The organism is Flavobacterium sp. FlaQc-47 (assembly GCF_044006475.1).
In the GTDB taxonomy this organism is placed as follows: domain Bacteria; phylum Bacteroidota; class Bacteroidia; order Flavobacteriales; family Flavobacteriaceae; genus Flavobacterium.
The window spans coordinates 645,011-666,500 of sequence record NZ_JBIPCQ010000003.1; the positions used below are offsets into that span (position 1 = coordinate 645,011).

Annotated in this window: 17 protein-coding genes and 2 tRNA genes; 11 read left to right on the forward strand and 8 right to left on the reverse strand. The window is 32.9% G+C overall.

The genetic code is table 11. From position 1 onward, the window contains the following. The first annotated feature begins 2 nt into the window (after positions 1 to 2). The 5 genes from ACHRVX_RS12375 to ACHRVX_RS12395 all read left to right on the forward strand — a co-directional run bounded on the left by ACHRVX_RS12375 (position 3) and on the right by ACHRVX_RS12395 (position 5,468). On the forward strand, positions 3 to 1,463 hold the full coding sequence (locus ACHRVX_RS12375) for a glycoside hydrolase family 125 protein (protein ID WP_395332604.1): 1,461 nt from the start codon (positions 3 to 5) through the stop codon (positions 1,461 to 1,463). A gap of 138 nt (positions 1,464 to 1,601) precedes the next feature. Beyond that, positions 1,602 to 2,504 (forward strand): ROK family protein, encoded by a 903-nt coding sequence (locus ACHRVX_RS12380; RefSeq protein ID WP_395332606.1) that lies wholly within the window; start codon positions 1,602 to 1,604, stop codon positions 2,502 to 2,504. 149 nt (positions 2,505 to 2,653) lie between these two features. Further along, positions 2,654 to 3,664 carry an isoaspartyl peptidase/L-asparaginase family protein gene (locus tag ACHRVX_RS12385; RefSeq protein WP_395332608.1) on the forward strand — a complete coding sequence of 337 codons (1,011 nt, stop codon included), beginning with the start codon at positions 2,654 to 2,656 and terminating at the stop codon, positions 3,662 to 3,664. Positions 3,665 to 3,892: 228 nt separating this feature from the next. Continuing rightward, positions 3,893 to 5,350: a hypothetical protein gene (locus ACHRVX_RS12390; protein WP_395332610.1), complete on the forward strand. Its 1,458-nt coding sequence runs from the start codon at positions 3,893 to 3,895 to the stop codon at positions 5,348 to 5,350. Continuing rightward, the gene (locus tag ACHRVX_RS12395; RefSeq protein WP_395332900.1) at positions 5,337 to 5,468 is read left to right on the forward strand and encodes a T9SS type A sorting domain-containing protein; all 132 of its coding nucleotides are present in this window, start codon (positions 5,337 to 5,339) and stop codon (positions 5,466 to 5,468) included. Before ACHRVX_RS12390 ends, ACHRVX_RS12395 begins: the two co-directional genes overlap by 14 nt. 80 nt (positions 5,469 to 5,548) lie before the next feature. On the opposite strand, the gene ACHRVX_RS12400 is transcribed toward ACHRVX_RS12395, so the two are convergent. Then, a complete protein-coding gene (locus ACHRVX_RS12400; protein ID WP_395332612.1) occupies positions 5,549 to 5,761 on the reverse strand; it encodes a helix-turn-helix domain-containing protein in 213 nt (70 codons plus the stop codon). Positions 5,762 to 5,868: 107 nt separating this feature from the next. Here ACHRVX_RS12400 and ACHRVX_RS12405 point away from each other — a divergent pair, with 107 nt between their 5' ends. Next, positions 5,869 to 6,207 carry a hypothetical protein gene (locus ACHRVX_RS12405; protein ID WP_395332614.1) on the forward strand — a complete coding sequence of 113 codons (339 nt, stop codon included), beginning with the start codon at positions 5,869 to 5,871 and terminating at the stop codon, positions 6,205 to 6,207. 309 nt (positions 6,208 to 6,516) lie between these two features. Here the strand turns inward: ACHRVX_RS12405 and ACHRVX_RS12410 are convergent, their stop codons facing one another. Next, the gene (locus tag ACHRVX_RS12410; RefSeq protein WP_395332616.1) at positions 6,517 to 7,611 is read right to left on the reverse strand and encodes an exopolyphosphatase; all 1,095 of its coding nucleotides are present in this window, start codon (positions 7,609 to 7,611) and stop codon (positions 6,517 to 6,519) included. A 452-nt stretch (positions 7,612 to 8,063) separates the two neighbouring features. After that, positions 8,064 to 8,135: transfer RNA gene (locus ACHRVX_RS12415), tRNA-Glu, on the reverse strand. A 344-nt stretch (positions 8,136 to 8,479) separates the two neighbouring features. On the opposite strand from ACHRVX_RS12415, the gene ACHRVX_RS12420 reads away from it, so the two are divergent. After that, positions 8,480 to 9,169, forward strand: coding sequence for a hypothetical protein (locus tag ACHRVX_RS12420; protein WP_395332618.1), 690 nt, complete (start codon positions 8,480 to 8,482; stop codon positions 9,167 to 9,169). Positions 9,170 to 9,295: 126 nt separating this feature from the next. Here ACHRVX_RS12420 and ACHRVX_RS12425 read toward each other — a convergent pair whose 3' ends face one another. The 3 genes from ACHRVX_RS12425 to ACHRVX_RS12435 form a co-directional block, all read right to left on the reverse strand. Beyond that, positions 9,296 to 9,991, reverse strand: a complete 696-nt coding sequence (locus ACHRVX_RS12425) for a pseudouridine synthase (RefSeq protein ID WP_395332620.1) — start codon at positions 9,989 to 9,991, stop codon at positions 9,296 to 9,298. Between the two features lie 317 nt (positions 9,992 to 10,308). Further along, positions 10,309 to 11,019: a hypothetical protein gene (locus tag ACHRVX_RS12430; RefSeq protein WP_395332622.1), complete on the reverse strand. Its 711-nt coding sequence runs from the start codon at positions 11,017 to 11,019 to the stop codon at positions 10,309 to 10,311. A 203-nt stretch (positions 11,020 to 11,222) separates the two neighbouring features. Then, positions 11,223 to 11,295: transfer RNA gene (locus ACHRVX_RS12435), tRNA-Met, on the reverse strand. A gap of 116 nt (positions 11,296 to 11,411) precedes the next feature. Between ACHRVX_RS12435 and era the strand changes: the two genes are divergently transcribed. The 4 genes from era (at position 11,412) to ACHRVX_RS12455 (ending at position 17,835) form a co-directional block, all read left to right on the forward strand. Continuing rightward, on the forward strand, positions 11,412 to 12,293 hold the full coding sequence (gene era / locus ACHRVX_RS12440) for a GTPase Era (RefSeq protein WP_395332624.1): 882 nt from the start codon (positions 11,412 to 11,414) through the stop codon (positions 12,291 to 12,293). A 152-nt stretch (positions 12,294 to 12,445) separates the two neighbouring features. Further along, the gene (locus ACHRVX_RS12445; protein WP_395332626.1) at positions 12,446 to 13,315 is read left to right on the forward strand and encodes a hypothetical protein; all 870 of its coding nucleotides are present in this window, start codon (positions 12,446 to 12,448) and stop codon (positions 13,313 to 13,315) included. Between the two features lie 298 nt (positions 13,316 to 13,613). Then, entirely contained in the window at positions 13,614 to 14,924 is a 1,311-nt protein-coding gene (der, locus tag ACHRVX_RS12450; protein WP_271334947.1) for a ribosome biogenesis GTPase Der, read from the forward strand. Between the two features lie 157 nt (positions 14,925 to 15,081). Continuing rightward, positions 15,082 to 17,835, forward strand: a complete 2,754-nt coding sequence (locus ACHRVX_RS12455; protein ID WP_395332628.1) for an outer membrane beta-barrel protein — start codon at positions 15,082 to 15,084, stop codon at positions 17,833 to 17,835. Positions 17,836 to 18,224: 389 nt separating this feature from the next. Here ACHRVX_RS12455 and ACHRVX_RS12460 read toward each other — a convergent pair whose 3' ends face one another. Further along, a complete protein-coding gene (locus ACHRVX_RS12460; RefSeq protein WP_395332630.1) occupies positions 18,225 to 20,771 on the reverse strand; it encodes a TonB-dependent receptor in 2,547 nt (848 codons plus the stop codon). A 247-nt stretch (positions 20,772 to 21,018) separates the two neighbouring features. Then, on the reverse strand, positions 21,019 to 21,432 hold the full coding sequence (locus ACHRVX_RS12465) for an RrF2 family transcriptional regulator (RefSeq protein ID WP_395332632.1): 414 nt from the start codon (positions 21,430 to 21,432) through the stop codon (positions 21,019 to 21,021). Positions 21,433 to 21,490: the final 58 nt, after the last annotated feature.

The following is a 21,490-nucleotide window of genomic DNA, read 5'->3' on the forward strand; positions in this document are numbered from 1 at the left end:
CTATGCAGTCACGTAGAAAATTTATAAAAAACACAGGAATTTTTTCAGCAGGATTATTAGCACTTCAAACCGATGTTTTTAGCATGCAGTCAGATACTTTTAATTTTGCCTTAAAAGATTTTATTTCCAAAAGACCACCATTAGCCGAAAGAAAATTTACAAGTAAAGCCGTTGAAGCAGCAATTGTTAGAATCAAGAAACAAATTGCAAATCCGGAATTGGCGTGGTTGTTTGAAAACTGTTTCCCAAACACATTAGACACAACGGTAGATTTTGAAATCATCGACGGAAAACCGGATACGTATGTAATTACAGGAGATATTGATGCGATGTGGTTGCGTGATAGTACAGCGCAGATCTGGCCATATATTCCGTTTGTAAAAGAAGATAAAAAACTTGCAGAACTGGTAAAAGGAGTAATCAATCGCCAGGCAAAATGTATTTTATTAGATCCTTACGCAAATGCTTTTTACAAAGATTTCACACAAGTAAGCGAGTGGAAAAACGATATGACCAAAATGCAGCCGGGAATTCACGAGCGCAAATGGGAAATTGACAGTTTGTGTTATCCAATACGATTGGCACACGGTTATTGGAAAGAAACCGGAGACATCAGCATGTTTGACAGCAAGTGGAAAGAAGCCATGCTTTTAATTCTACAGACCTTCAAAGAACAACAACGCTGGACAGATAAAGGACCATATAATTTCCAGCGAGTTACGGCTTGGGCTACAGATGGCGTACCGTTAGGAGGTTATGGTTATCCTGTAAAACCTTGCGGATTAATCGTTTCGACATTTAGACCAAGTGATGATAGTACCTTATTTGGCTATTTGATTCCGAGTAATATGTTTGCCATTGAAGTACTGGGATATCTTCAGGAAATTTTCTCTTTGCCTGCATTAAAAGACGATAATTTAGTAGCTAAAGCCAAAGAATTACAAGGGCAGGTTCAAAAAGGATTAGAAGAAAACGGAATCATCGAACATCCAAAATTCGGAAAAATTATTGCTTTTGAAGTAAACGGTTATGGAAGTTTTCATATGATGGACGATGCTAATGTTCCTTCGTTATTGTCATTGCCTTATTTAGGAGCCATTGAACCGGATAATCAATTGTATTTGAATACCAGAAAAGTGGTGCTTTCAGAAAATAATCCATTTTTCTACAAAGGAAAAGCCGGTGAAGGAGTCGGCGGACCACATACGGGAACCGATACAATCTGGCCCATGAGTATAGTTTTAAGAGCGATTACAAGTGTTGACGAAAAAGAGATAAAAGCGTGTATTCGCAATTTGATCAAAACAAATGCTGATACAGGATTTATGCACGAATCATTTCATAAAGATGATGTAACTAAATTTACCAGAAAATGGTTTGCGTGGGCAAATACACTTTTTGGAGAAATGATCGTTCATATCAGCATCCATTATCCTCAAATTTTAAAAGACAAAAACATTTAAAAAACTAAAATAGATTTATCATTCAGAGAAAATATTTTTACCATTAAGAGATTAAGAAAAATTAAGCACAATACTTAATTTTTTAATGGTGAAAAAAACTTAGTCTGTTAATGGTTTCAAATCCAAAATAAAATTAGAATGAATAAAGAATATGCCGTTGGATTGGATATTGGGGGAACACATATCACCGCAGCGATTATAGATATTGTAGAGATGAAAGTGATTGATTTCTCGTTGCATAAAGAATCATTTGATTCTAATTTGCCCGTTGAAGAAGTAATGACAATTTGGGAAAAAGCAATTCGTATTTCGATAGAAAATTCAAAAGCAAAAAATATAGTAGGATTAGCAGCGTGTATGCCCGGACCGTTTGATTATGAAAACGGAATTTGCTGGATAAAAGACCAATCAAAATACGAGCATTTTTATGGATTGAATGTTCGCTATTTATTTCAGGGAACACTTAATCTTTCCAGTGATTTCCCGATTCTTTTTGAAAACGATGCGGTTTGTTTTGGTAAAGGCGAAGTTTTTAAAAACTCCGGTAATCTTTCTAAAAAAGTAATGGCAATCACACTTGGCACAGGACTTGGTGCTTGTTTTATAGACAAAGGAATTTCGATTTCATCAGGAGAATTAGTCCCAACAGACGGAGAAATTTATAATATTCCTTTTAAAAACGGAATTGCCGAAGATTATGTTTCGGCGCGCGGGCTTTTAGCTAAATATTTCGCTTTAAGCGGAAAAAAATTAAACAATTGTCTGGAGCTTTTTAATTTGGCTAAAGCCGAAGATCAATTGGCAATAAAAGCATTCCAGGAAATGGGAGAAGATTTAGCCGAAATTGTAATGCCGTGGTTAGAAAAATTTTCTGCGGATAGTTTTATAATAGGAGGGAAAATTGCGAACGCAAGCGAATTCTTTTTACCGGCATTTAGCAAAAAAATAAAAGAATCAGGAAGCAATGTAGGTATTTCAATTTCTACAGATAATGAAATTGCCGCTTTATTAGGAGCAACAAGTTTGTTATATACAGCTTAGATTTTTTCACCATATAGTTATATAAGTTCATGTAAAGAATTTTTTATAACTTGGTTTTAATTTTTAAGTAATAATAAACAGCCAGCTTAAATGATCTTATATAACTTATATGGTTTAAAAATAACTTTTATGGTTTAAAAATATTTAATATGACAAATTCAAATCGCAGGAATTTTATAAAAACGGCAGCAATAGCATCAGTAGCTGTGGCGTTGCAATCCTTTAATTCAAATGATTCAAATTCAGAAGAAGAAAAAGTATTCGATTCTAAAAAAGTAAAAAAGCCAATAGTTCTTTCAACATGGCGATTTGGAATTCAGGCAAACGAAGCCGCATGGGAAGTCCTGAAAAATAAAGGAACCGCTCTTGACGCTGTTGAAGCCGGAGTTAAAATTCCCGAAGGTGATCCTAAAGAAAGAAGCGTGGGTTACGGCGGACGTCCGGATAGAGATGGTCGTGTAACGTTAGACGCTTGTATTATGGATGAAAATGCCAATATAGGTTCTGTTGCCTGTTTAGAATATATAAAACACCCCATATCAGTTGCGAGAGCCGTAATGGAAAAAACACCTCATGTAATGTTGGTTGGCGATGGAGCTTTGCAATTTGCCTTATCACAAGGTTTTAAAAAGGAAAATTTATTGCTTGAGGAATCTGAAAAGGAATGGAAAGAATGGCTGAAAGACAGTAAATACAAACCAATTGCCAATATCGAAAACCATGATACAATTGGAATGATTGCCCTTGACGCAAACGGAAATCTTTCGGGGGCTTGTACCACAAGCGGAATGGCGTTTAAAATGCACGGACGAGTAGGAGATTCGCCCATTATAGGTGCCGGTTTATATGTCGATAATGAAATTGGAGCCGCAACCGCAACTGGTCACGGCGAAGAAGTAATCAGGATTTCCGGTTGTCATCTAGTTGTTGAATTAATGCGACAAGGAAAATCTCCTCAAAAAGCCTGTGAAGAAGCCGTTGCCAGAATTGTGAAACTTACCAAAAGCAGAAACAAAGATCTAAAAGATATTCAGGTAGGATTTATTGCCTTGAACAAAGCCGGAGAATACGGTTCATATTGTGTTCAGGACGGTTTTAATTACGCCGTTTATGATGATACAGGAAACAAATTAATCGATGCCGATTATTTTCTGAAATAATTATTGGTTAGCTCTGCAAAGAGCTAATTGTTTTTTTTTAAATGCGTATTTGATCTTTAGATCATTGCGCATTTTTTTGTGGAAAAAAGGTTAAAATTGAATGCTAAATCTATAACGTTTTTGCTTCAAAATCAATTAGGATAATAAGTATAATAGGACTAAATTAGCCATCGCAAAGAGTCAATATTTGCAATTTTTACCTAAAATCAAACCTTAAAAAACTATTGAATGAAAAGAACTTTACTCATTTTTGGCACATTCGTGCTTGCATTATTATTTTCAAATACAGCATTTTCCCAAGCAGGAACATTGGATACTACATTCGGGACTGGCGGTAAAGTAACAACATTTGGCGGCGGAGTTCCGGGAAACAATCTGGCTTATGATTCGGTTTTACAATCAGACGGAAAGATTATAGTAGTGGGTAGTAGCAATTCTTATGCTGACGGTTCTGCTTTTTTAGTTGCCAGATATTTACCAAACGGATCTTTAGACACCACTTTTGGTACAGGCGGATATGCAACAACTTTGGTTGAAACCCGCTCTCATGCACAAAGTGTGACTTTGCAGCCAGATGGTAAAATTGTAGTTGCGGGCAGTTGTTATACTGTATCGCAAAACAGAGGTTACGATGTCATGATTGTGAGATATAATGAAAACGGAAGCTTAGATACCTCTTTTGATACTGATGGAATAAAAGTGGAAACGGTAGAATATTCGCAGTTTGTGAACGCATTATTAATTCAGGCAGATGGTAAAATGGTTGTTGGCGGTGCATTTGAGTCTTTAGGTGATGCCGGATCTCCTACTTTTGGCTTAGCCAGATTTAATACAAACGGAAGTTTAGATCAAACCTATGGCGTTAACGGATTTATATTTACTCCTAATATTGCAAGAGGAGAAATACTGGATATGAAATTTATAGGCAATGAAGATGTTATAGCCGTAGGAAGAAATAATTTTGGACTTGATTGTGTCGTAGCAAGATATAATACAAATGGGGAAATTGTTAAGAGTTTTGGACCAAACGGAACCGGACTTATTGAAGAAGATTTTAGACAAATTGCGCAATTGAACAAATGTGTAATCTCAAAAAATAATGATATTTATATTGGCGGTTCCTCCTATGACGGAGTTAAATATTCTGCTTTTATATCAAAATATAGTGCAAATGGTGTTGCCGATAATTCATTTGGAGTAAAAGGTAAAATTTTAAAAGATTTTGGTACTAATATCGCCAGTTTTGCGACTGATATTGCAATCGATCACAGCAATAATTTACTTGTAGGTTATGGCGTAGGGTTAACAAGCGATTATAATTTTGGCATAGAATCCTATAGTTTGAGTGGAGTTTTAAATACTTCGTTTGGTAACAAAGGTTATCTTTTAATTAATTTTGGATCAGGACACGAGTACTTTGAAACGATGCTTGTTCAGCCGGATAATAAAATTGTGATGGCTGGAAATAAAGGCGGTTTTATTTTAACCAGAATAAATAATACAGCACTGGCATTATCAACAATTGATTTTGCCAAAACATCAAATGAAATCAATATTAGTCCAAATCCTGTAAATGATTCTCCAACTTTAAGTTTACAATTAAAAGAATCAGCTACTTTAAGTGTTGATTTATACGATGTAAAAGGAGTTTTAGTTTCTAATTTGGTTAAAAATAAAAAACTATAGCGAAGGATATACTACTGAACAATTAGATTTATCAGGTAAAAATTTATCAAAAGGAATTTACTTTCTGAAAATAAACGGAGACGAAAAAGTCGCTAAGACAATAAAGATTGTGAAATAAAATTATATTTTATTCAAATCAAAAAGCCAATTATGCGGTATAAAAGCCACGTAATTGGCTTTTTAGTTTTTTCATTCTTTTTAAAACTTAAACAATTCTAGATAATCTACTTGCAATGCATTACATACTTTTTCTAAAGTTGAAAGTGTCGCATTTGCATTACCATTTTCCAATCTTGACATATTACTTTTTTCAAAATTGCATTTCGAAGCTAAATCCTGTTGAGAAATATTTTTCTCAGCTCTAATTTCCTGAATTCGTTTTCCGACTTTTTGTTGTAGTGTTTGTTCCAAAATAAATTATCTTTTATGATAATTCAAATTTTGTTATATATTTGCCTAAGTTGGTTATCTTTTATGATAACCAAGAAGATAAATCAAAAAACAAAAGATAAATTCTTATGGAAATAAATGAAACTAAAAAGTTAGAGAATATTAGAAAATTAATCGCTCCTTATTTCAATACTTTAAAATTGGATAATGATAAATCAGATGATTATAAGGGACAAATTATGGCAGTAAATTATTATGAACTGGGCTGTGTAATTAGCAATTTGCTTAAAATGTGTATTTTTTCGCTGGATAATGAAGCACATATAAGGTCAAGTACAAACAAAAATCCTATAAATGTTTCTCTTATTTTAGAAATGGTATTGGAAATGTTTCCTATAAACGAGTTGGAACTTTTGGGCGAAATCAATCAAATTCTCAATACAGAATCTCTCAGCGTTATCAAGTAGTTTTTCGTTTTTTGCCATTTACATTCACGAGGCACAAGCGATCAGTCGCATTAAATTAAGCTATTTTTTGATAATTATAATTAATGTAAACTAAGAGTCAAAATGTGCCGTTAGGCACTAAATATTGGTAGTTAATATAGGTTAGAAAACACGTTGGCGTGCCGTAGGTACGCAACAAAATGATCACTATTGCGATTTCTATTAGTTACCAATATTTAATGCCTAATCACACTAATTCCAGGCTTTCTTATAACCAAAAAAGCTCCAGATTTCTCTGAAGCTTTTTTTGTTTTATGTTGAAGCAAATACTTAAAAATTAGTATTTACTTTTTTAGAACGATCTGCAATGTGCGACATAAGCCATGTTACTTGTCCGTCCTTAACAAAGTAAATTTTCTTTGTTTCTATATTAGGAACACTTTCTAATAAGTTAAGCAGAATGTTATTTGCCGAAATAAGGTATTTTTGGTCATAAGTACTTAAAACTCTCGCTACTTCTTTGTCGGTTTTACCAAGGTTGCTATACTTTGTGAAGTTGTTTTTTAGTACTGCATCGTAATTGATAACATCCTCTAAGGTGAAAGAAATATAATGATCTTTAACATTTTCATTAAAGTATAAAGTCGAAAATCCCCAAACTGCTCCTCCGGATAAATATATTTTTTCCTTTTTTAAGATAAGCGGATTCGCGTCAAGCATTTGTTTTATCTTCTTGCGAAGCACGATATTAAAATCAAAAGATTTTTCCTGGTAAGTAGACATATCATTTACCTGACTTTGATTTACAACGGTTTTTTTGACTGCATCAGTAACTGTCATAGTTCCAAAATCAAGTTCAATAGGTATAAATTCTAATTTATTGTCTTCAAGTTCGTCAATATATCCGCCTTTTGAGGTTTGAGCGCCTATATCAAGTAAAAGAGCGTTAGAATAATCAACAGGAGGAATTGCACCTTTTACTAGCATTTTAGCTTCTTCATCAACGTTAATTACATCAACACTTTTATTAGTAAGCGTAGTAATTTTATTTTTTAAAGCATCAACATTACGCGCAGAAGAGAAAACAGGAGCAGCAACTATAAAAATATTGGCTTCAGGAACTTTAAATTCCTCTCTGATTTTCTTCAGTTGATCCACAATAATGTTACTTGTTTTGTTAACATCATCTTGAGGAACTTCGCCGGAAGCTGCAATATGGTCAGCAAGACTAATTCTTTCATTTGAGAAATAAAGAATTTTATAATCAGCCTTTTTGATATTATTGATCTCCAGAATTGAAGTTTTTATTGCTCTGCGTCCAATTTCAATTCCTGCATAAAGATTTTTTTGGGAAAATGAATTGATCGAAAAAAATAAATTTAAAAGAATGAAAAATAGAATTTGGGTTTTGTTTTTCTTAAACATTGGATTTAATTATTGTTATAATATAATTTTTGAGTAAAGACTTTAAATCAATTTATGTGATATTTATATGAAAGTCACAATTTTGAATTCAAAACAATGCCTTTTAATATGAGATCGCAAATTTATAAAAACATTTACTAAGATAAACGCAGTTATCAAGAAAAACATGTGATTTAATTATTCGTTAATGTGTAGAAGTTAATTTTATACGGTTTTTTATTTGTAACATATTGAATTATAGTTGTTTTATAGATAAATTTTTCAAAAAAAATACTAATTGTATCATTTGTGTTCAGACTATTACAGAGGAAAAACCGTAGAAATATCTTTCTTTTTTATATGATTTTTTAAGTCAATCGAAATTGTAAAATATATAAAAAGCGTTGTATGGCTCTTTTGAAGATTATTTTTCCATAAAAAAAAAGCTCCAGATTTCTCTGAAGCTTTTTTAGTAGCCCGTAGCGGAATCGAACCGCTCTTACATGGATGAAAACCATGCGTCCTAACCGATAGACGAACGGGCCATTTTTCTAATGCGGGTGCAAAAATGCAAATAATTTTTAAACACACAAATAAAATCACAAAAAAATTTTCAGGACTTATTTTTGAAATTATTAAATTTTGAAACTATCGATACTGAATAAATTGGGTTAATCAAGATGTATTTATTTGATTAATAAATGGTTGTTTTTGGATAGGAAAAAAGATAAAGTAGGTTTTTTTCTATTTTTATTATTGAATATTTTTTGGAAGTTATTTGTCTTTATAATAATATTCTTATGGTTTTCCGTATTTAATATTTGAAAGGATTATCGTTATTTGTTTTTGGAAAATTATAATTATAAAAAACATTCTAAAAAAAATAAAAATGAAAAAGAGTAAACTATTAGTTATAGCAATAATTTTGTTTGTTTCTTGTGTTAAAAATAATAAGGACATAATAAAAACTGCTAATACAGCTGAGAATTATCATATGGAATCACTTCCTCCTGACTTAACTTATAAGGTAATAGAAGATAAAAGTGATGACGTTCTTGAAAAGAATCAAATCGTTGTAGAACTGAGTAGAAAAATCAGCGTAGGCCAAATTGCAACTCTAGCAGACAAATTTTATAAATCTAAACCTGAACAACGAAGATTTTATATTTTTTATTTACTTCCCGGAATGAAAAATGGAGAAACTATTTCATGGGCAACAAGCCATTTTGATCCTGAACTAGAAATAAAAGTTCTTGGTTCAACTGCCGAAGAAGAAAACTCATTAGAAGTTCTTTCTACAATAAAAGGTAAAATTGTAGGTAAGTGGCATGAAGAAGCATATACATCAATGAATTATGTTATCTATCTTAATAAAAATAAAGTTTATTTAATGACGTTTCTTGGTGATTCGAAAGGCAAAAGTGAGCAAATGACCAGTAAAAAAATAGGCCGTACAACTAGATATGATTATAAGGATAAAAGTCATTTTGGAGAATATTTTATTATTAATTCAAAAGAAGAACTTGAGTTTTACAATGGGGGAGGTGAAAATTTCACTAAAGGAGTTGTAATAAAATAAAAAACAATAGATAGATATGTCTTGTGTTATCAAGTTTTTTAATTTTAAAAATACACCGATTATCAAGCTCCTTGATAAATAGAATCCATAAAAGGGCTAAACAAAAAGCCGTAGTAAATTATTATTCTATTGATACTTACTCAAATCCAGATTAAGAATAGTTCCTATTCTGCTAAACTCTTCATTGATCTTTGCATTCAGGATTAGTTGTTCATTTTTTATTGGATGATCAAAAATTAACTGATGTGCATGAAGCATCATTCCTTTCAGTTCATAATTCTCCAGCCATAATTTATTTTGTTTGTTACAACCATGCGGACGACTTCCTAAAATGGGATGAAAAATATGCTTGAAATGTTTTCGTAATTGATGCATACGTCCCGTTTCAGGAATCGCTTCTACTAAACAATATCGTGACGTTGGTTTATTGTTAAATTCTAACTCGACTTCGGCATTTTGCAAACTATGAAAGTATGTTATTGCATTTTGTGTAATGTCATCATCATTGGTTAAATCATAATTAATGGTTAGTTCTTCGGGTGACCAGCCACGTAAAATTGCTAAATATTTTTTCTCGACTTCGCGTGTAGCAAAACGATCATTCATAATTTTCAAAACTTCTTTATCCAATGCAAATAACAAGACGCCGGATGTTTTGCGGTCTAACCGATGAACGGGATAAACGTGTTGCCCTATTTGATTTCTCAATTCCTGAATAGCATACACTTTTGCATCGCGCGCATAAAATGATTTATGAACCAACAATCCGCTGGGTTTATTAATTGCGATAATATATTCGTCCTGGTAAAGAATTTCTAACATTTGGCAAAAGTAGAAGAGATTGTGATTAAAAATCACTTTTATTATTTATTTCTTTAAAGAGTTATTAGGAGACGCCGTGCAAAATTTTTCCTGACTGCACCTGCAGTGTGTATCGAGTACAATTATAATAACCAAAAAAGCTCGAGATTTCTCTGAAGCTTTTTGTTTTAGTTGCCCTAACAGAGCAATTTTCGAACCATTTTATAGATGATTTAAAAAGAATAATTATTATCAGTAGTAATAATTTTCGTTCAGATATCGTAAAGATCACAAAAGCAAAATCTTATATTCTTTGTGTGTTTTTAATTATAACTTATTTACGGTTTGTGCGAATATAAATCGTTAACTAGTAATTTGTTTTTCGATAGTAATTCCAATTCGCTTTCTCTCATATCTACTCCCATAATAAAACCAAGTTTGTTTTTATGTGCAACATCAAGCAATTTCAGAAAAGCTTTTGCCAGTTCATTGTCTTCAAAATGTAAATTTTCTTTATCAAGAAAAAGAAGTTGAATATCTTCATTTGTTATCCAATTTGTAATACCCATTCTATCTTGAGATAAAAAATCATTCCAATCATCAAGTTCTTCAATAATATTATAAGAAAGTGTTTTTCTATGGATATTAAAATTTCGGGATACGCCACCTTTACCCAGTCCTAAATGCGGATTGAAGTCAGCACAAGTCTTAAATAAATAGTATTCTAGAAATTTACAGAACTCATAATAACCTTCTAAACTGTTTAGAAAAAGATTCTGATTATCATAATTAGTAATTTTATGAAATTCATGGTGAATTTTGAAAGTTTCGTCAAGTGAGTTCGAAATTGAAATAATTGTTTGAATATTCTGTTCAACAAGACTATTTAGTTTTTCATTAGATAAATGAGAAATACCTCCAATAGAGTAATGTTTTAAAAATTCCAGACACGATGGAGTCAAATCACCAGTTTCTCCTTTAAGTTCTGGAACCACCTCATTGTAAAATTTCTTGTCGTCAAATAAATGTAAAGTACGCCAATATCCCATTTTTTTGATTTTTAAAGTATTTAAAAAGAAATCAAAGTATTGGTTTATTAATTTTTTGCTCTCCAGAGTTCTTTTGAAAAGCTATTAATGTCTCCTAACTTCGCGCTAGTAATCTCGATCAAAGTATATAAATGATACTGATTATTTTATAAAGTAAATATAAACAAAAAAGCTCCAGATTTCTCTGAAGCTTTTTGTCTTAGTAGCGGGAACAGGACTCGAACCTGTGACCTTCGGGTTATGAGCCCGACGAGCTGCCTACTGCTCTATCCCGCGATGTTTCGGGTGCAAAGATACGCCGATTTTCTAGAAATCCAACGAAAACTTTAAAAAATGTTTTATTTTCTGTATTGAGTTGATATGACTACCTTTGCACATTAAATAATACACAAATGTCACATAAAGCAGGTTTTGTAAACATCATCGGGAATCCAAACGTTGGAAAATCAACATTGATGAACGCCTTTGTTGGAGAAAGATTATCAATTATTACATCAAAAGCACAAACAACTCGTCACCGTATTCTGGGGATCGTAAATGGCGAAGATTTTCAACTTATATTATCGGATACTCCCGGAATTATCAAACCCGCTTATGAAATGCAGGAATCGATGATGAACTTTGTAAAATCGGCTTTTGAAGATGCTGATATCTTAGTTTATATGGTCGAAATAGGAGAACAGGACTTAAAAGATGAAGCTTTCTTTAATAAAATTATCCACGCTAAAATTCCGGTTTTACTATTATTGAATAAAATCGACAATTCAAATCAGGAGCAATTAGAGGAGCAAGTAGCATTTTGGACAGCAAAAGTGCCAAATGCTGAAATTTTCCCAATCTCGGCTTTACAGAATTTTAATGTACCGGAAGTTTTCGGCAGAATCATTGAATTATTACCGGAATCTCCAGCCTATTATCCAAAAGATCAATTAACAGACAAACCGGAACGTTTTTTCGTTAACGAAACTATTCGTGAAAAAATCTTGTTGAACTACAGCAAAGAGATTCCGTATGCAGTTGAAATCGTTACAGAGGAATTTTTTGAAGACGAAAATATTATCAGAATCCGTTCAATTATTATGGTGGAACGCGAAACTCAAAAAGGAATCATTATTGGGCATAAAGGTGCAGCTTTGAAAAAAGTGGGCGTAGATTCTCGTGCTGATTTAGAGAAATTCTTCGGAAAACAAATCCACATTGAGCTAGTTGTCAAAGTGAATAAAAACTGGAGAAGCAACGCAAACATGTTGAAACGATTTGGTTATAACCAATAATTTTCCATAACGTCTAGATATATTTTATGCAGGTTTCAACAAAGCATGCCATTCCAATATTTTGTGCAATGATAGCGGTTATTAGTATTTCACGTCTTTTTTATCCAGACGCGGAATCTAAGTCTAAATCTGTGGTGAAAAAGACAGAACTGATGGCGAAAAAAGATTCAGTAATTATTGATACAACCGCATGTTCTGATCAGGAGGCAAAACTGTTTTTGAAAGAATTTATAAAAAAATTCAATGCACATAAAGTTTCAGATCTTAATGCGTTTATTAGTAAAGAGAACGGCATTGCAATTTTTGTAAAAGATGGATATTATCCCATATTAAGTTTCCCAAATAAAATTGACGACTGGATCGAATGGTTTGATTTTAAAATCTATGATAATATAGAATTTGGAAAATTTCCTAAATATCTGGGCGATGGCGAATTTGAAAAGACGGGTTTTTATTATGTGAAATACCAAAATAAATTCAATCTTGATGATTTTGAAGATACTTACACGGATCTTTCAAATGAAGATAAAAAGCCGTTTAGGAAGTTGGAAAAAATGTGCAATTACAGAGCCGATGTAATGTCAACAGACAAAAAAACGGTTTTGACTTTGTATTTTAGTATCTATAAGAATAACAAATATCTGGTAGGAATTACTCAGGATGCTGTTGATGATGTTTTATACATTAATCAGGAAAAAGAATTTATAGCAATAAATACAGAAGAACAAGTCGAAGAATTTTTATCAAATACCAAGAGGTTTTGTGACGCAGACAACAATTCATATGTTGATTTTGATAAAAAAGAATTGACCTATATTGATTTTGGAGACAAGCCTTTTTCGTTTACCAATTATATAATTGGTCCTGTGCATATTATTTCAGGAAAAATCAAAATCAGGGAAATTAAGTTTTTTAATTCAGTAGACAAGGAAGAATTTACTTTGAAATTATCAAATAAAGGTGATTTGAGTTCGTATAGAATGGGTGCAAGACCACAATATATTTACGAGAAGTGTAAGTAATTTTTAAAAAATAATACTTAAAACCTTGAATCCTAGCCCTGATAGAAGTGGAAATCCTTTTGTGAAGCTTTAGCGGAAAAAAAGATTGAAGCGGATAGCAGGAAACAGCTCCTAAAAAAATATCTGAAATAACCGGAAAAATAATAAAAATCTTAGGTACTTAGAAACTTAGCGACTTAGTCACTTTTTTAACTACCTTTGCAAAAATTTAAAATTAAGTGTTTTGGATTACAAGAGGTTAGGTTTTTAGTTCACTAAAAATCTGAAATCTGAAATCTAAAGTCTAAAATTCAAAAAAATGAATAACATTGTTGCGATAGTAGGAAGACCTAATGTAGGGAAATCAACCCTTTTTAATAGGCTGATACAAAGAAGAGAAGCTATTGTAGATTCGGTTTCTGGAGTTACCAGAGATAGAAACTACGGTAAAAGCGAGTGGAACGGAAAAGAGTTTTCTGTAATTGATACCGGTGGATACGTTCGCGGATCTGATGACGTATTTGAAGGAGAAATTAGAAAACAAGTAGAATTAGCTATCGACGAAGCTGATGTTATTATTTTTGTAGTTGATGTTGAGGAAGGTATTACACCTATGGATGATGTTGTTGCGCGTTTATTGCGTAAAGTGACTAAACCGGTTTTATTGGCGGTGAATAAGGTTGATAACGCAATGCGTGAAAAAGATGCAATCGAATTTTATAATTTAGGTTTAGGAGAATATTACACATTTGCGAGTATTTCAGGAAGTGGAACAGGAGATTTATTAGATGCTTTAATCGATTCATTTCCAGTGAAACCGGAACCAGTTCAGGAAGAAGTTGTTTTACCTCGTTTTGCTGTTGTAGGACGTCCTAATGCTGGAAAATCAAGTTTTATCAATGCCTTAATTGGTAAAGAACGTTTCATGGTTACAGATATTGCGGGAACAACACGTGATGCAATTGATACGAAATTTGACCGTTTTGGTTTTGAATTTAACCTTGTTGATACTGCGGGAATCCGTCGTAAGGCAAAAGTGAAGGAAGATTTAGAGTTTTACTCTGTAATGCGTTCAGTTCGTGCAATTGAGCATGCAGATATATGTATATTGATTATTGATGCAACTCGTGGATTTGAAGGTCAGGATCAGAGTATCTTCTGGCTGGCTGAAAAAAACCGTAAAGGTGTTGTAATCTTAGTGAACAAGTGGGATTTAGTAGAAAAAGATACGATGTCTACACGTGATTATGAAGCTAAAATTAGAGAAGAATTGATGCCTTTTACAGATGTGCCAATTTTGTTCGTTTCGGCTTTAACAAAACAACGTTTATTGAAAGCATTAGAAGCTACGGTTCAGGTTTTTGAAAACAGAAAACAAAGAATCCCAACTTCTAAATTCAATGAATTTATGTTGAAGGTGATTGAAGCATATCCGCCACCGGCAACAAAAGGTAAATATGTAAAAATTAAATATTGTATGCAGTTACCAACATTAACGCCTCAGTTTGTGTTTTTTGCTAATATGCCGCAGTATGTTAAAGAACCATATAAGAGATATCTTGAAAATAAGATTAGAGAAAACTGGGATTTTTCAGGAGTGCCAATTGATATTTATATCAGAGAAAAATAAAACTAAAAGTCTTCAGAAATGGGGACTTTTTTTATGCTTTGTTTGTAATTGAAAGAACATGTTTCAAACTAAGTGGCATACTATTTGAATAAATGTTGAAATTACAATTAAACCTTTTGGCTCTTTTTGAGTCTTACTGTTTCTAACCAGCCATTTTATGACCAAAATTTATTATTTTCTGCTTTTTTCCCTTTTTTGTTATTCGGCAAATGCCCAGAATGACATTGTTATAAAAGGAACCGTTATTGATATCAATACACAATTACCGCTGGAACTGGCAACAGTTTATTTTACAACGGTCAAAGATTCTACAGTTATTGAATATGCTACAACGGACAAAAACGGATCTTTTAGCATTAGAACTAAAAAATATGATAAGCCTATTTTTTTAAAGGTAAATTATATGGGATATCAGCCTTATTTTGAAGAAGAAAAAGGACTTCTTGAAAGTAAAGACTTTGGTAAATTATATCTATTACAGGCTGCAAACGCTTTAGATAATGTGGTTATTAAAAGTGAAGCTGCACCAATAACCATTAAAAAAGATACGCTGGAATTCAATGCGGCATCATATAAAGTACGGCCAGATTCGAATGTAGAAAATTTACTAAAGCAATTACCGGGATTTGATGTAGGAACTGATGGTAAAATTACCGTAAATGGGAGGGAAGTCAATCAGGTTTTAGTCAACGGAAAAACGTTTTTTGACAAAGATGGTGCAATCGCGTTGAAGAATCTGCCTGCCGAAATTATAAAAAAAATTCAGGTTTCAGATTTTAAAACGAAGAAAGAAGAATTGTCAAAACAAGAATCAACTTCGGATTTTTCGAGCATAAATATCACAATCGACGAAAAGAAAAACAAAGGTTACTTTGGTAAAATTCTGGGCGGATACGGTTCTGATGATCGGTATGAAAGCAGTTTGATCATGAATTTTTTCAATAATAAACAAAAAATAAGTGTGCTGGCGTCGTCAAATAATATTAATTCCACCGGATTTGCTCAGGACGAGGTATTTGATAATATGGGCGGAGGACGAAACAGCAAAGGTAGTAGTGGCAGTTCAGGAAGTAGCGGTAAAGGAATTACACAGTCAAACTTAATTGGACTTAATTATTCTGATGACTGGTCAGAAAAGCTGATGGCAATGGGAAGTTATAATTTTTCGAATTCGATTAATAATAATGATAGCAAATCTGACCAAATAAGTTTTTTACCAACCGGAAATATTTCAACTTCATCTGATTCTAAAACCAGAAATGAAAACACCGGAAACAATGTGAATTTTGAATTAGAATATAAAATTGATCCCACCACAAGATTGGTAATTGTGCCAAAAGTAAATCAGTCGCGCTCGAATAGTAATTCAACATCGTCCAGTTTTTCTGAAGATGAAAATGGAGATGCTTTAAATGAAAGCAACGCTAAATCATATTCTGAAAGTACCAATACAAGTTTTGGAAACACGATTAACTTCAATAAAGCGTTTAAGAAAAAGGCGCGTAATTTTAGTGTTGTATTTGATAATAACAATGTCAAAACAGATGCTGAGGCGTTAAATCTTTCTCAGACTATTTTTTATCAGGATGCGAAACCTAATGATGACAGAAATCAGAAAAGTATAAATAATAATACCACAGATACTTATTCTCTTGAATTGGAATATACAGAACCGGTAACTGATTCTTTAAGAATTAGATTTGGATCTGATTTTGACTGGAATAAGGAAATGAAAGATATGAGAACATATGATTTTGATGCGGCCTCACAATCCTATTCAGATTTGAATCAGTCTTTGACAAATTATACAACTTCAATACAAAATTCGTTTAGTCCTAAAGTCGGTATTACGTGGCAAAAGAGCAAATTTACGGTCAATTTAAATTCCAGGACAGCGCTTGTGGAGTTTGATAATCACTCTTTGTACCTCAATAATGCTACAGATTTAAATAAAAAATATGCGTTGCCTTATGGAGATTTTCAGATACGATATAAGTTTAGCCGTTCTAAGAATCTAACTTTCAAATATGATTATTCAAATGCGCTTCCATCTGCAGTTCAATTAATGCCGGTTTTAAATTTGACAAATCCGTTAAATACGATTACCGGAAATCCTGATTTGAATCCTATCGAAAAAAACAGTGCAAATTTTAGTTTTAGAAATTATGATTTTCGTACCCGTTCGGGTTATAGTTTGTATGTAAAAGGGGATTATTATAATAATGATGTGGTATCAACTTCAATCTATGATGAAAGCGGAAAAAGAACGACAACATACGTTAATATTTCGGGAACATACACCACTTCAATTGGCGGAAACTGGAATCAATCTATTAAAAGAGACGCGCATGTTTTACGCTATGGTTTTGGTTTAAACGGTAGTTATTCTTTTGATAAAGGCTTTACAAATGCTGTCTTATACAATGCAAAATCTACAGCTATTACGCCAAAAGTAAATCTGACTTACGAATATGGAGAACTTTTAGTAATTTCTCCAACGTACAGTTTATCATACAATCAAACTGATTATGAGAATTCCTCACGAGATGCGACTTCTAATGTTGTACACAGAATCAATTTGCAAACAACAAGTTACTGGCCTGCTAATTTAATTTTCGGGAATGATTTTGGATATACTTATAATTCTAGTATTTCAAGCAACTTCAAAAAAGATTTCTACTTGTGGAATACGAGTTTGTCTTATGGATTTTTTGATAAAAAAGTCTACGCTAAAATCAAAGTCTACGATGTTTTAAATCAGAATTTAAGCGCTACAAGAACTATTTCGGCAACATCGATCCGTGATGAAGAAAATACTGTTTTGAAGCGTTACGTAATGTTTTCTGTAAGTTATAAAATAGGAAACTTTGCAGGAGCTGAAAAAGGAGGAAAGAAAAGACAAAGAGATTAAGAAAGGCTCAAAGTTTAGAAGACTCAAAGGAACAAAGGTTTTTATCGTAAAGACGCACAGTAGTGCGTCTTTTTTTATGCCCGCAGATTTTACGGATTAGACAGATTTTGCACAGATTTTTAATTTTAAATTCCAGATAAACAAAATAGCATATTTTTTGCTGAACGGAGACTGGGTAATATGTTTTTTTGCTTCCAAAGATTTCAATTGCCTCCAGCTTCAGCTGGAGATTAGAAAATAAAATACTAAAAATGGCTTTAGCCAAAGTCATGGTGTTTAAATTTTTATTTAATATTTCGGATGGGCGAATGCAAACATTTACGACATAAAAAAAACGAGATAGATTTAAAAACCTATCTCGTTTCATGTATTAAAACTAACTAATTGTGTTATAGCGAATACTTTAAAGTAATACCATACGTTCTTTGATCACCAATTACTCCTGCATATTGTCCTGTGTTTCCACCTGCCGGTAATAATTGTTCGTAATAATCTTTGTTTAAAAGGTTACGTCCCCAAAAGTGAACTGATAAACCTTGTGATGCACGGAAACCGAAACGAGCGTTAAAAATAGCATAGCCATCAACGACTAAGTATTTTGAAGCTGAGGGGCTTGAAGAGAATTCAGATCTTGCATAAGAATCTAAACCAAGGAAAACTTTTCCTGAATTTCCAAAGAATTTTGCCTTATCAGAAAGCTCACCTCCCAATGATCCTGCCCATTTTGAAGCACCAGGTAATTCAGTTCCTGAAACATCTTTAAAAGCTACTGGAGCTCCTGTTTCTTCTAACGGAAGCGGTGCATTTGTAAATTTCACATATTTACCATCTGTATAAGTTGCGGCACCATTAATTGTTAAATGTTGGCTAATTACAAAACTTGCATCAAGTTCAGCACCTCTCACACGTACTTTATCTGCATTAGCAAGATATCCACGGTTTACACCTAATTCAGCAGCCTGAACGTTAGTTTGGAAATCTTTTATATCTGTATTAAAGAACGCAAGATTAAATACTGAATTTCTAAAAGGAGAAGTTTTAAAACCTATTTCATAATGATTAACTTTTTCGGGCTTAATTACAGCAAGATCCAGTAATGGAAGACCTTTTGCATCTGTAGGAAGTCCGGCTACGTTTACACCAACTGGCTTGTAACTTTTAGCATAAGTAGCATAAGTATTGATTTTGTCTGAAGCTTTGAAAGTCAATGTTATGTTTCCTGAAAAATCAGTATTATCAGTACTGGAGTCAAATGCCTGATCAGAATATACTAATTTTTTCAAGGCAAGTAATGCAGGATCTGTAGTTTGTAAACCTCCGTATGTTGTACGGGCATAGTGCGCGTCTTTTTTGTCAAAATTATATCTTAAACCTGGTAAAACGTGAAGGCGATCTGTAATAGCCCAATCAATCTGACCAAATACTGCTGCACTTGAAGCTCTGATATTAGCATCGGTTTTAATTCCATATCCTTCAAAAAGTCCCGGAGTTTTCCATAATGCACTTGTAGTACTTTGTGCAAATCTCCATTGTGCATTTCCAGATTCCTCCGTTCCATCTGTTTGTGAGGTCTGATCAATGAAGAACACACCTACAACACCACTAATTTTTTCTGTAAGTTGACCTGCGTAACGAACCTCTTGTGTAAATTGAGTTTGTCTGGTTGGATTTTGAGATAAAGCCAAAACTTGTAATCCTGTAAAATCCCTGTCATTTGATGGATCCCAGTTCCAAAAACGCCATGCAGTAGTTGAAGTAAGAGTTCCTGATCCAATTTTTGTATCAATATTAAGAGATAAACCTCCCATATCTTGTCCGGAACGCCAAGGCGTATCATGATCAATTTTGCGATCAAAAGCATTTTGACTTGGCAATTGATAATTGAAATCTTTAATAATAGCATCAAACTGGCGATAAGCTGCTCTTTGAGTAGGAGCAACACCTGCAACAACCTGAGCATATCCATCAGGACGTTGTGTTGTAATATCTCCGGCTAAAATAATATTTGTATTTGTTGTTGGAGTCCAAAGTAACTGACCTCTGATTCCCTGATTGTTTAGTGTATTTGTAGGTCTTCCGGTTACCACATTATCAATTAAACCGTCGCGTTGTGTACCTGAAAAAGACAAACGTCCCGCTACTTTTTTACCTAAAGCACCTGTAACCGAAGCTTTAGCTTGTAGAAAATTATAATTTCCGTAACTCACTTCAAAATCAGCTCCTGAAGTAAAACTTGGTTTACGAGTTGTAATGTTAAAAGCTCCAGAAGTTGTGTTTTTACCAAATAAAGATCCTTGAGGTCCACGTAAAACCTCGATTTGTTCTACATCGATAAAATCTAAAGTAGTGGCAGCAGGACGAGCATAATAAACACCATCAACATAGAAACCAACTCCGGGATCAATTCCGTCATTTGTCAACCCAAAAGGAGAACCAAGACTACGAATATTGATTCCGGTATTTCTTGGGTTTGATGAATACAATTGAACAGATGGAACAAGTTCTTTGATTCTGTTCACGTTAAAAGCTCCTGTTTGCTCCGCTTGTTTACCTGTAATTACAGAGATAGCAATGGGCACATCCTGTACTTTTTCTATTCTTCGTCGTGAAGAAACGACAACTTCTATAAGTTCGTTTTCTTCCTTAAGCGTAACTGGTATCGAAGCTGTTGGGAGATCTGTAAGTTCGATTTCGGTAGTTTTGTATCCTACGTATTGAATTATAAGTGTCAAAGGAAGTTTTCCTTTTGTATCGATGATAAATTTTCCTTCAGAATCTGTTGTAGTATTATTTGTTGTTCCTTTTACAACAACATTAACGGCTTCTAACGGAGTGTTTTCACTTGTTTTAACGACACCTTCGATATTTTGTGCAAATGATATTGAAAAAGTTAAGATGGATAGAATTGTAAATATATTTTTTATAGAATTTTTCATTTTTATAGTAAGTATATGTGATTAGTAGAATTTAAATTAAATTTTTTTTACCAGCACATACACATCATAGAAGAATTGTTTTTTAAAGTAGAAAACTGACTATTTTGTTTTTTTTGCAAAAGATTTTTCGATACATCTGATCGATTGTAATTTACTTTCATAGGGTTGAAATTTTGTAAATGGTTGTTGGTTTTTTTGCAAATATATGTAAATTCTATAGATTTACTAGGAATTAGGAAATATTTTTTTATTTCTTTACAAGTGAGGCTATTGTAATGCCTTGCATTGCTTTAAGAGTCTCGTCACGAATGATCATTAGTCCGTGTCTTAAGCTGCATTCTTCCTCAGTTTTGCAATCTGAGCATGGTTCATAAAAGTTTAACGAAGCACATGGTAAAAGCGCAATTGCACCATCAAATAAACGGTGAATTTCTGCCAGGGTAATATCGTTTTTTGAGCGTATCAAATAATATCCGCCAAATTTTCCTTGCTTACTGCTCACAAAACGTCCACGTTTTAGATCTAATAAAATTTGCTCTAAAAACTTTTTAGGAATATTAGCTCCCTCAGCAATTTCTATAGTTCTAGAAATGTGATTTTCGTCTTGTTCTGCTAAATAAAGTAAGGCCTTAAGGGCGTATTTTGCTTTATGTGATAACATCTATTTTTAATTATGAATTGTAAATTATTAATTATGAATTTTAAACTAAAAACTGATT

Excerpts from the sequence above, each read along its gene's own strand:
- era (WP_395332624.1), top strand. The coding sequence starts at position 11,412 with ATGTCACATAAAGCAGGTTTTGTAAACATCATCGGGAATCCAAACGTT.
- ACHRVX_RS12385 (WP_395332608.1), top strand. The coding sequence starts at position 2,654 with ATGACAAATTCAAATCGCAGGAATTTTATAAAAACGGCAGCAATAGCA.
- ACHRVX_RS12445 (WP_395332626.1), top strand. The coding sequence starts at position 12,446 with ATGGCGAAAAAAGATTCAGTAATTATTGATACAACCGCATGTTCTGAT.
- ACHRVX_RS12465 (WP_395332632.1), bottom strand. The coding sequence starts at position 21,432 with ATGTTATCACATAAAGCAAAATACGCCCTTAAGGCCTTACTTTATTTA.
- ACHRVX_RS12430 (WP_395332622.1), bottom strand. The coding sequence starts at position 11,019 with ATGGGATATTGGCGTACTTTACATTTATTTGACGACAAGAAATTTTAC.
- ACHRVX_RS12405 (WP_395332614.1), top strand. The coding sequence starts at position 5,869 with ATGGAAATAAATGAAACTAAAAAGTTAGAGAATATTAGAAAATTAATC.
- ACHRVX_RS12410 (WP_395332616.1), bottom strand. The coding sequence starts at position 7,611 with ATGTTTAAGAAAAACAAAACCCAAATTCTATTTTTCATTCTTTTAAAT.
- ACHRVX_RS12425 (WP_395332620.1), bottom strand. The coding sequence starts at position 9,991 with ATGTTAGAAATTCTTTACCAGGACGAATATATTATCGCAATTAATAAA.
- ACHRVX_RS12460 (WP_395332630.1), bottom strand. The coding sequence starts at position 20,771 with ATGAAAAATTCTATAAAAAATATATTTACAATTCTATCCATCTTAACT.
- ACHRVX_RS12380 (WP_395332606.1), top strand. The coding sequence starts at position 1,602 with ATGAATAAAGAATATGCCGTTGGATTGGATATTGGGGGAACACATATC.
- ACHRVX_RS12420 (WP_395332618.1), top strand. The coding sequence starts at position 8,480 with ATGAAAAAGAGTAAACTATTAGTTATAGCAATAATTTTGTTTGTTTCT.
- ACHRVX_RS12390 (WP_395332610.1), top strand. The coding sequence starts at position 3,893 with ATGAAAAGAACTTTACTCATTTTTGGCACATTCGTGCTTGCATTATTA.
- der (WP_271334947.1), top strand. The coding sequence starts at position 13,614 with ATGAATAACATTGTTGCGATAGTAGGAAGACCTAATGTAGGGAAATCA.
- ACHRVX_RS12455 (WP_395332628.1), top strand. The coding sequence starts at position 15,082 with ATGACCAAAATTTATTATTTTCTGCTTTTTTCCCTTTTTTGTTATTCG.
- ACHRVX_RS12375 (WP_395332604.1), top strand. The coding sequence starts at position 3 with ATGCAGTCACGTAGAAAATTTATAAAAAACACAGGAATTTTTTCAGCA.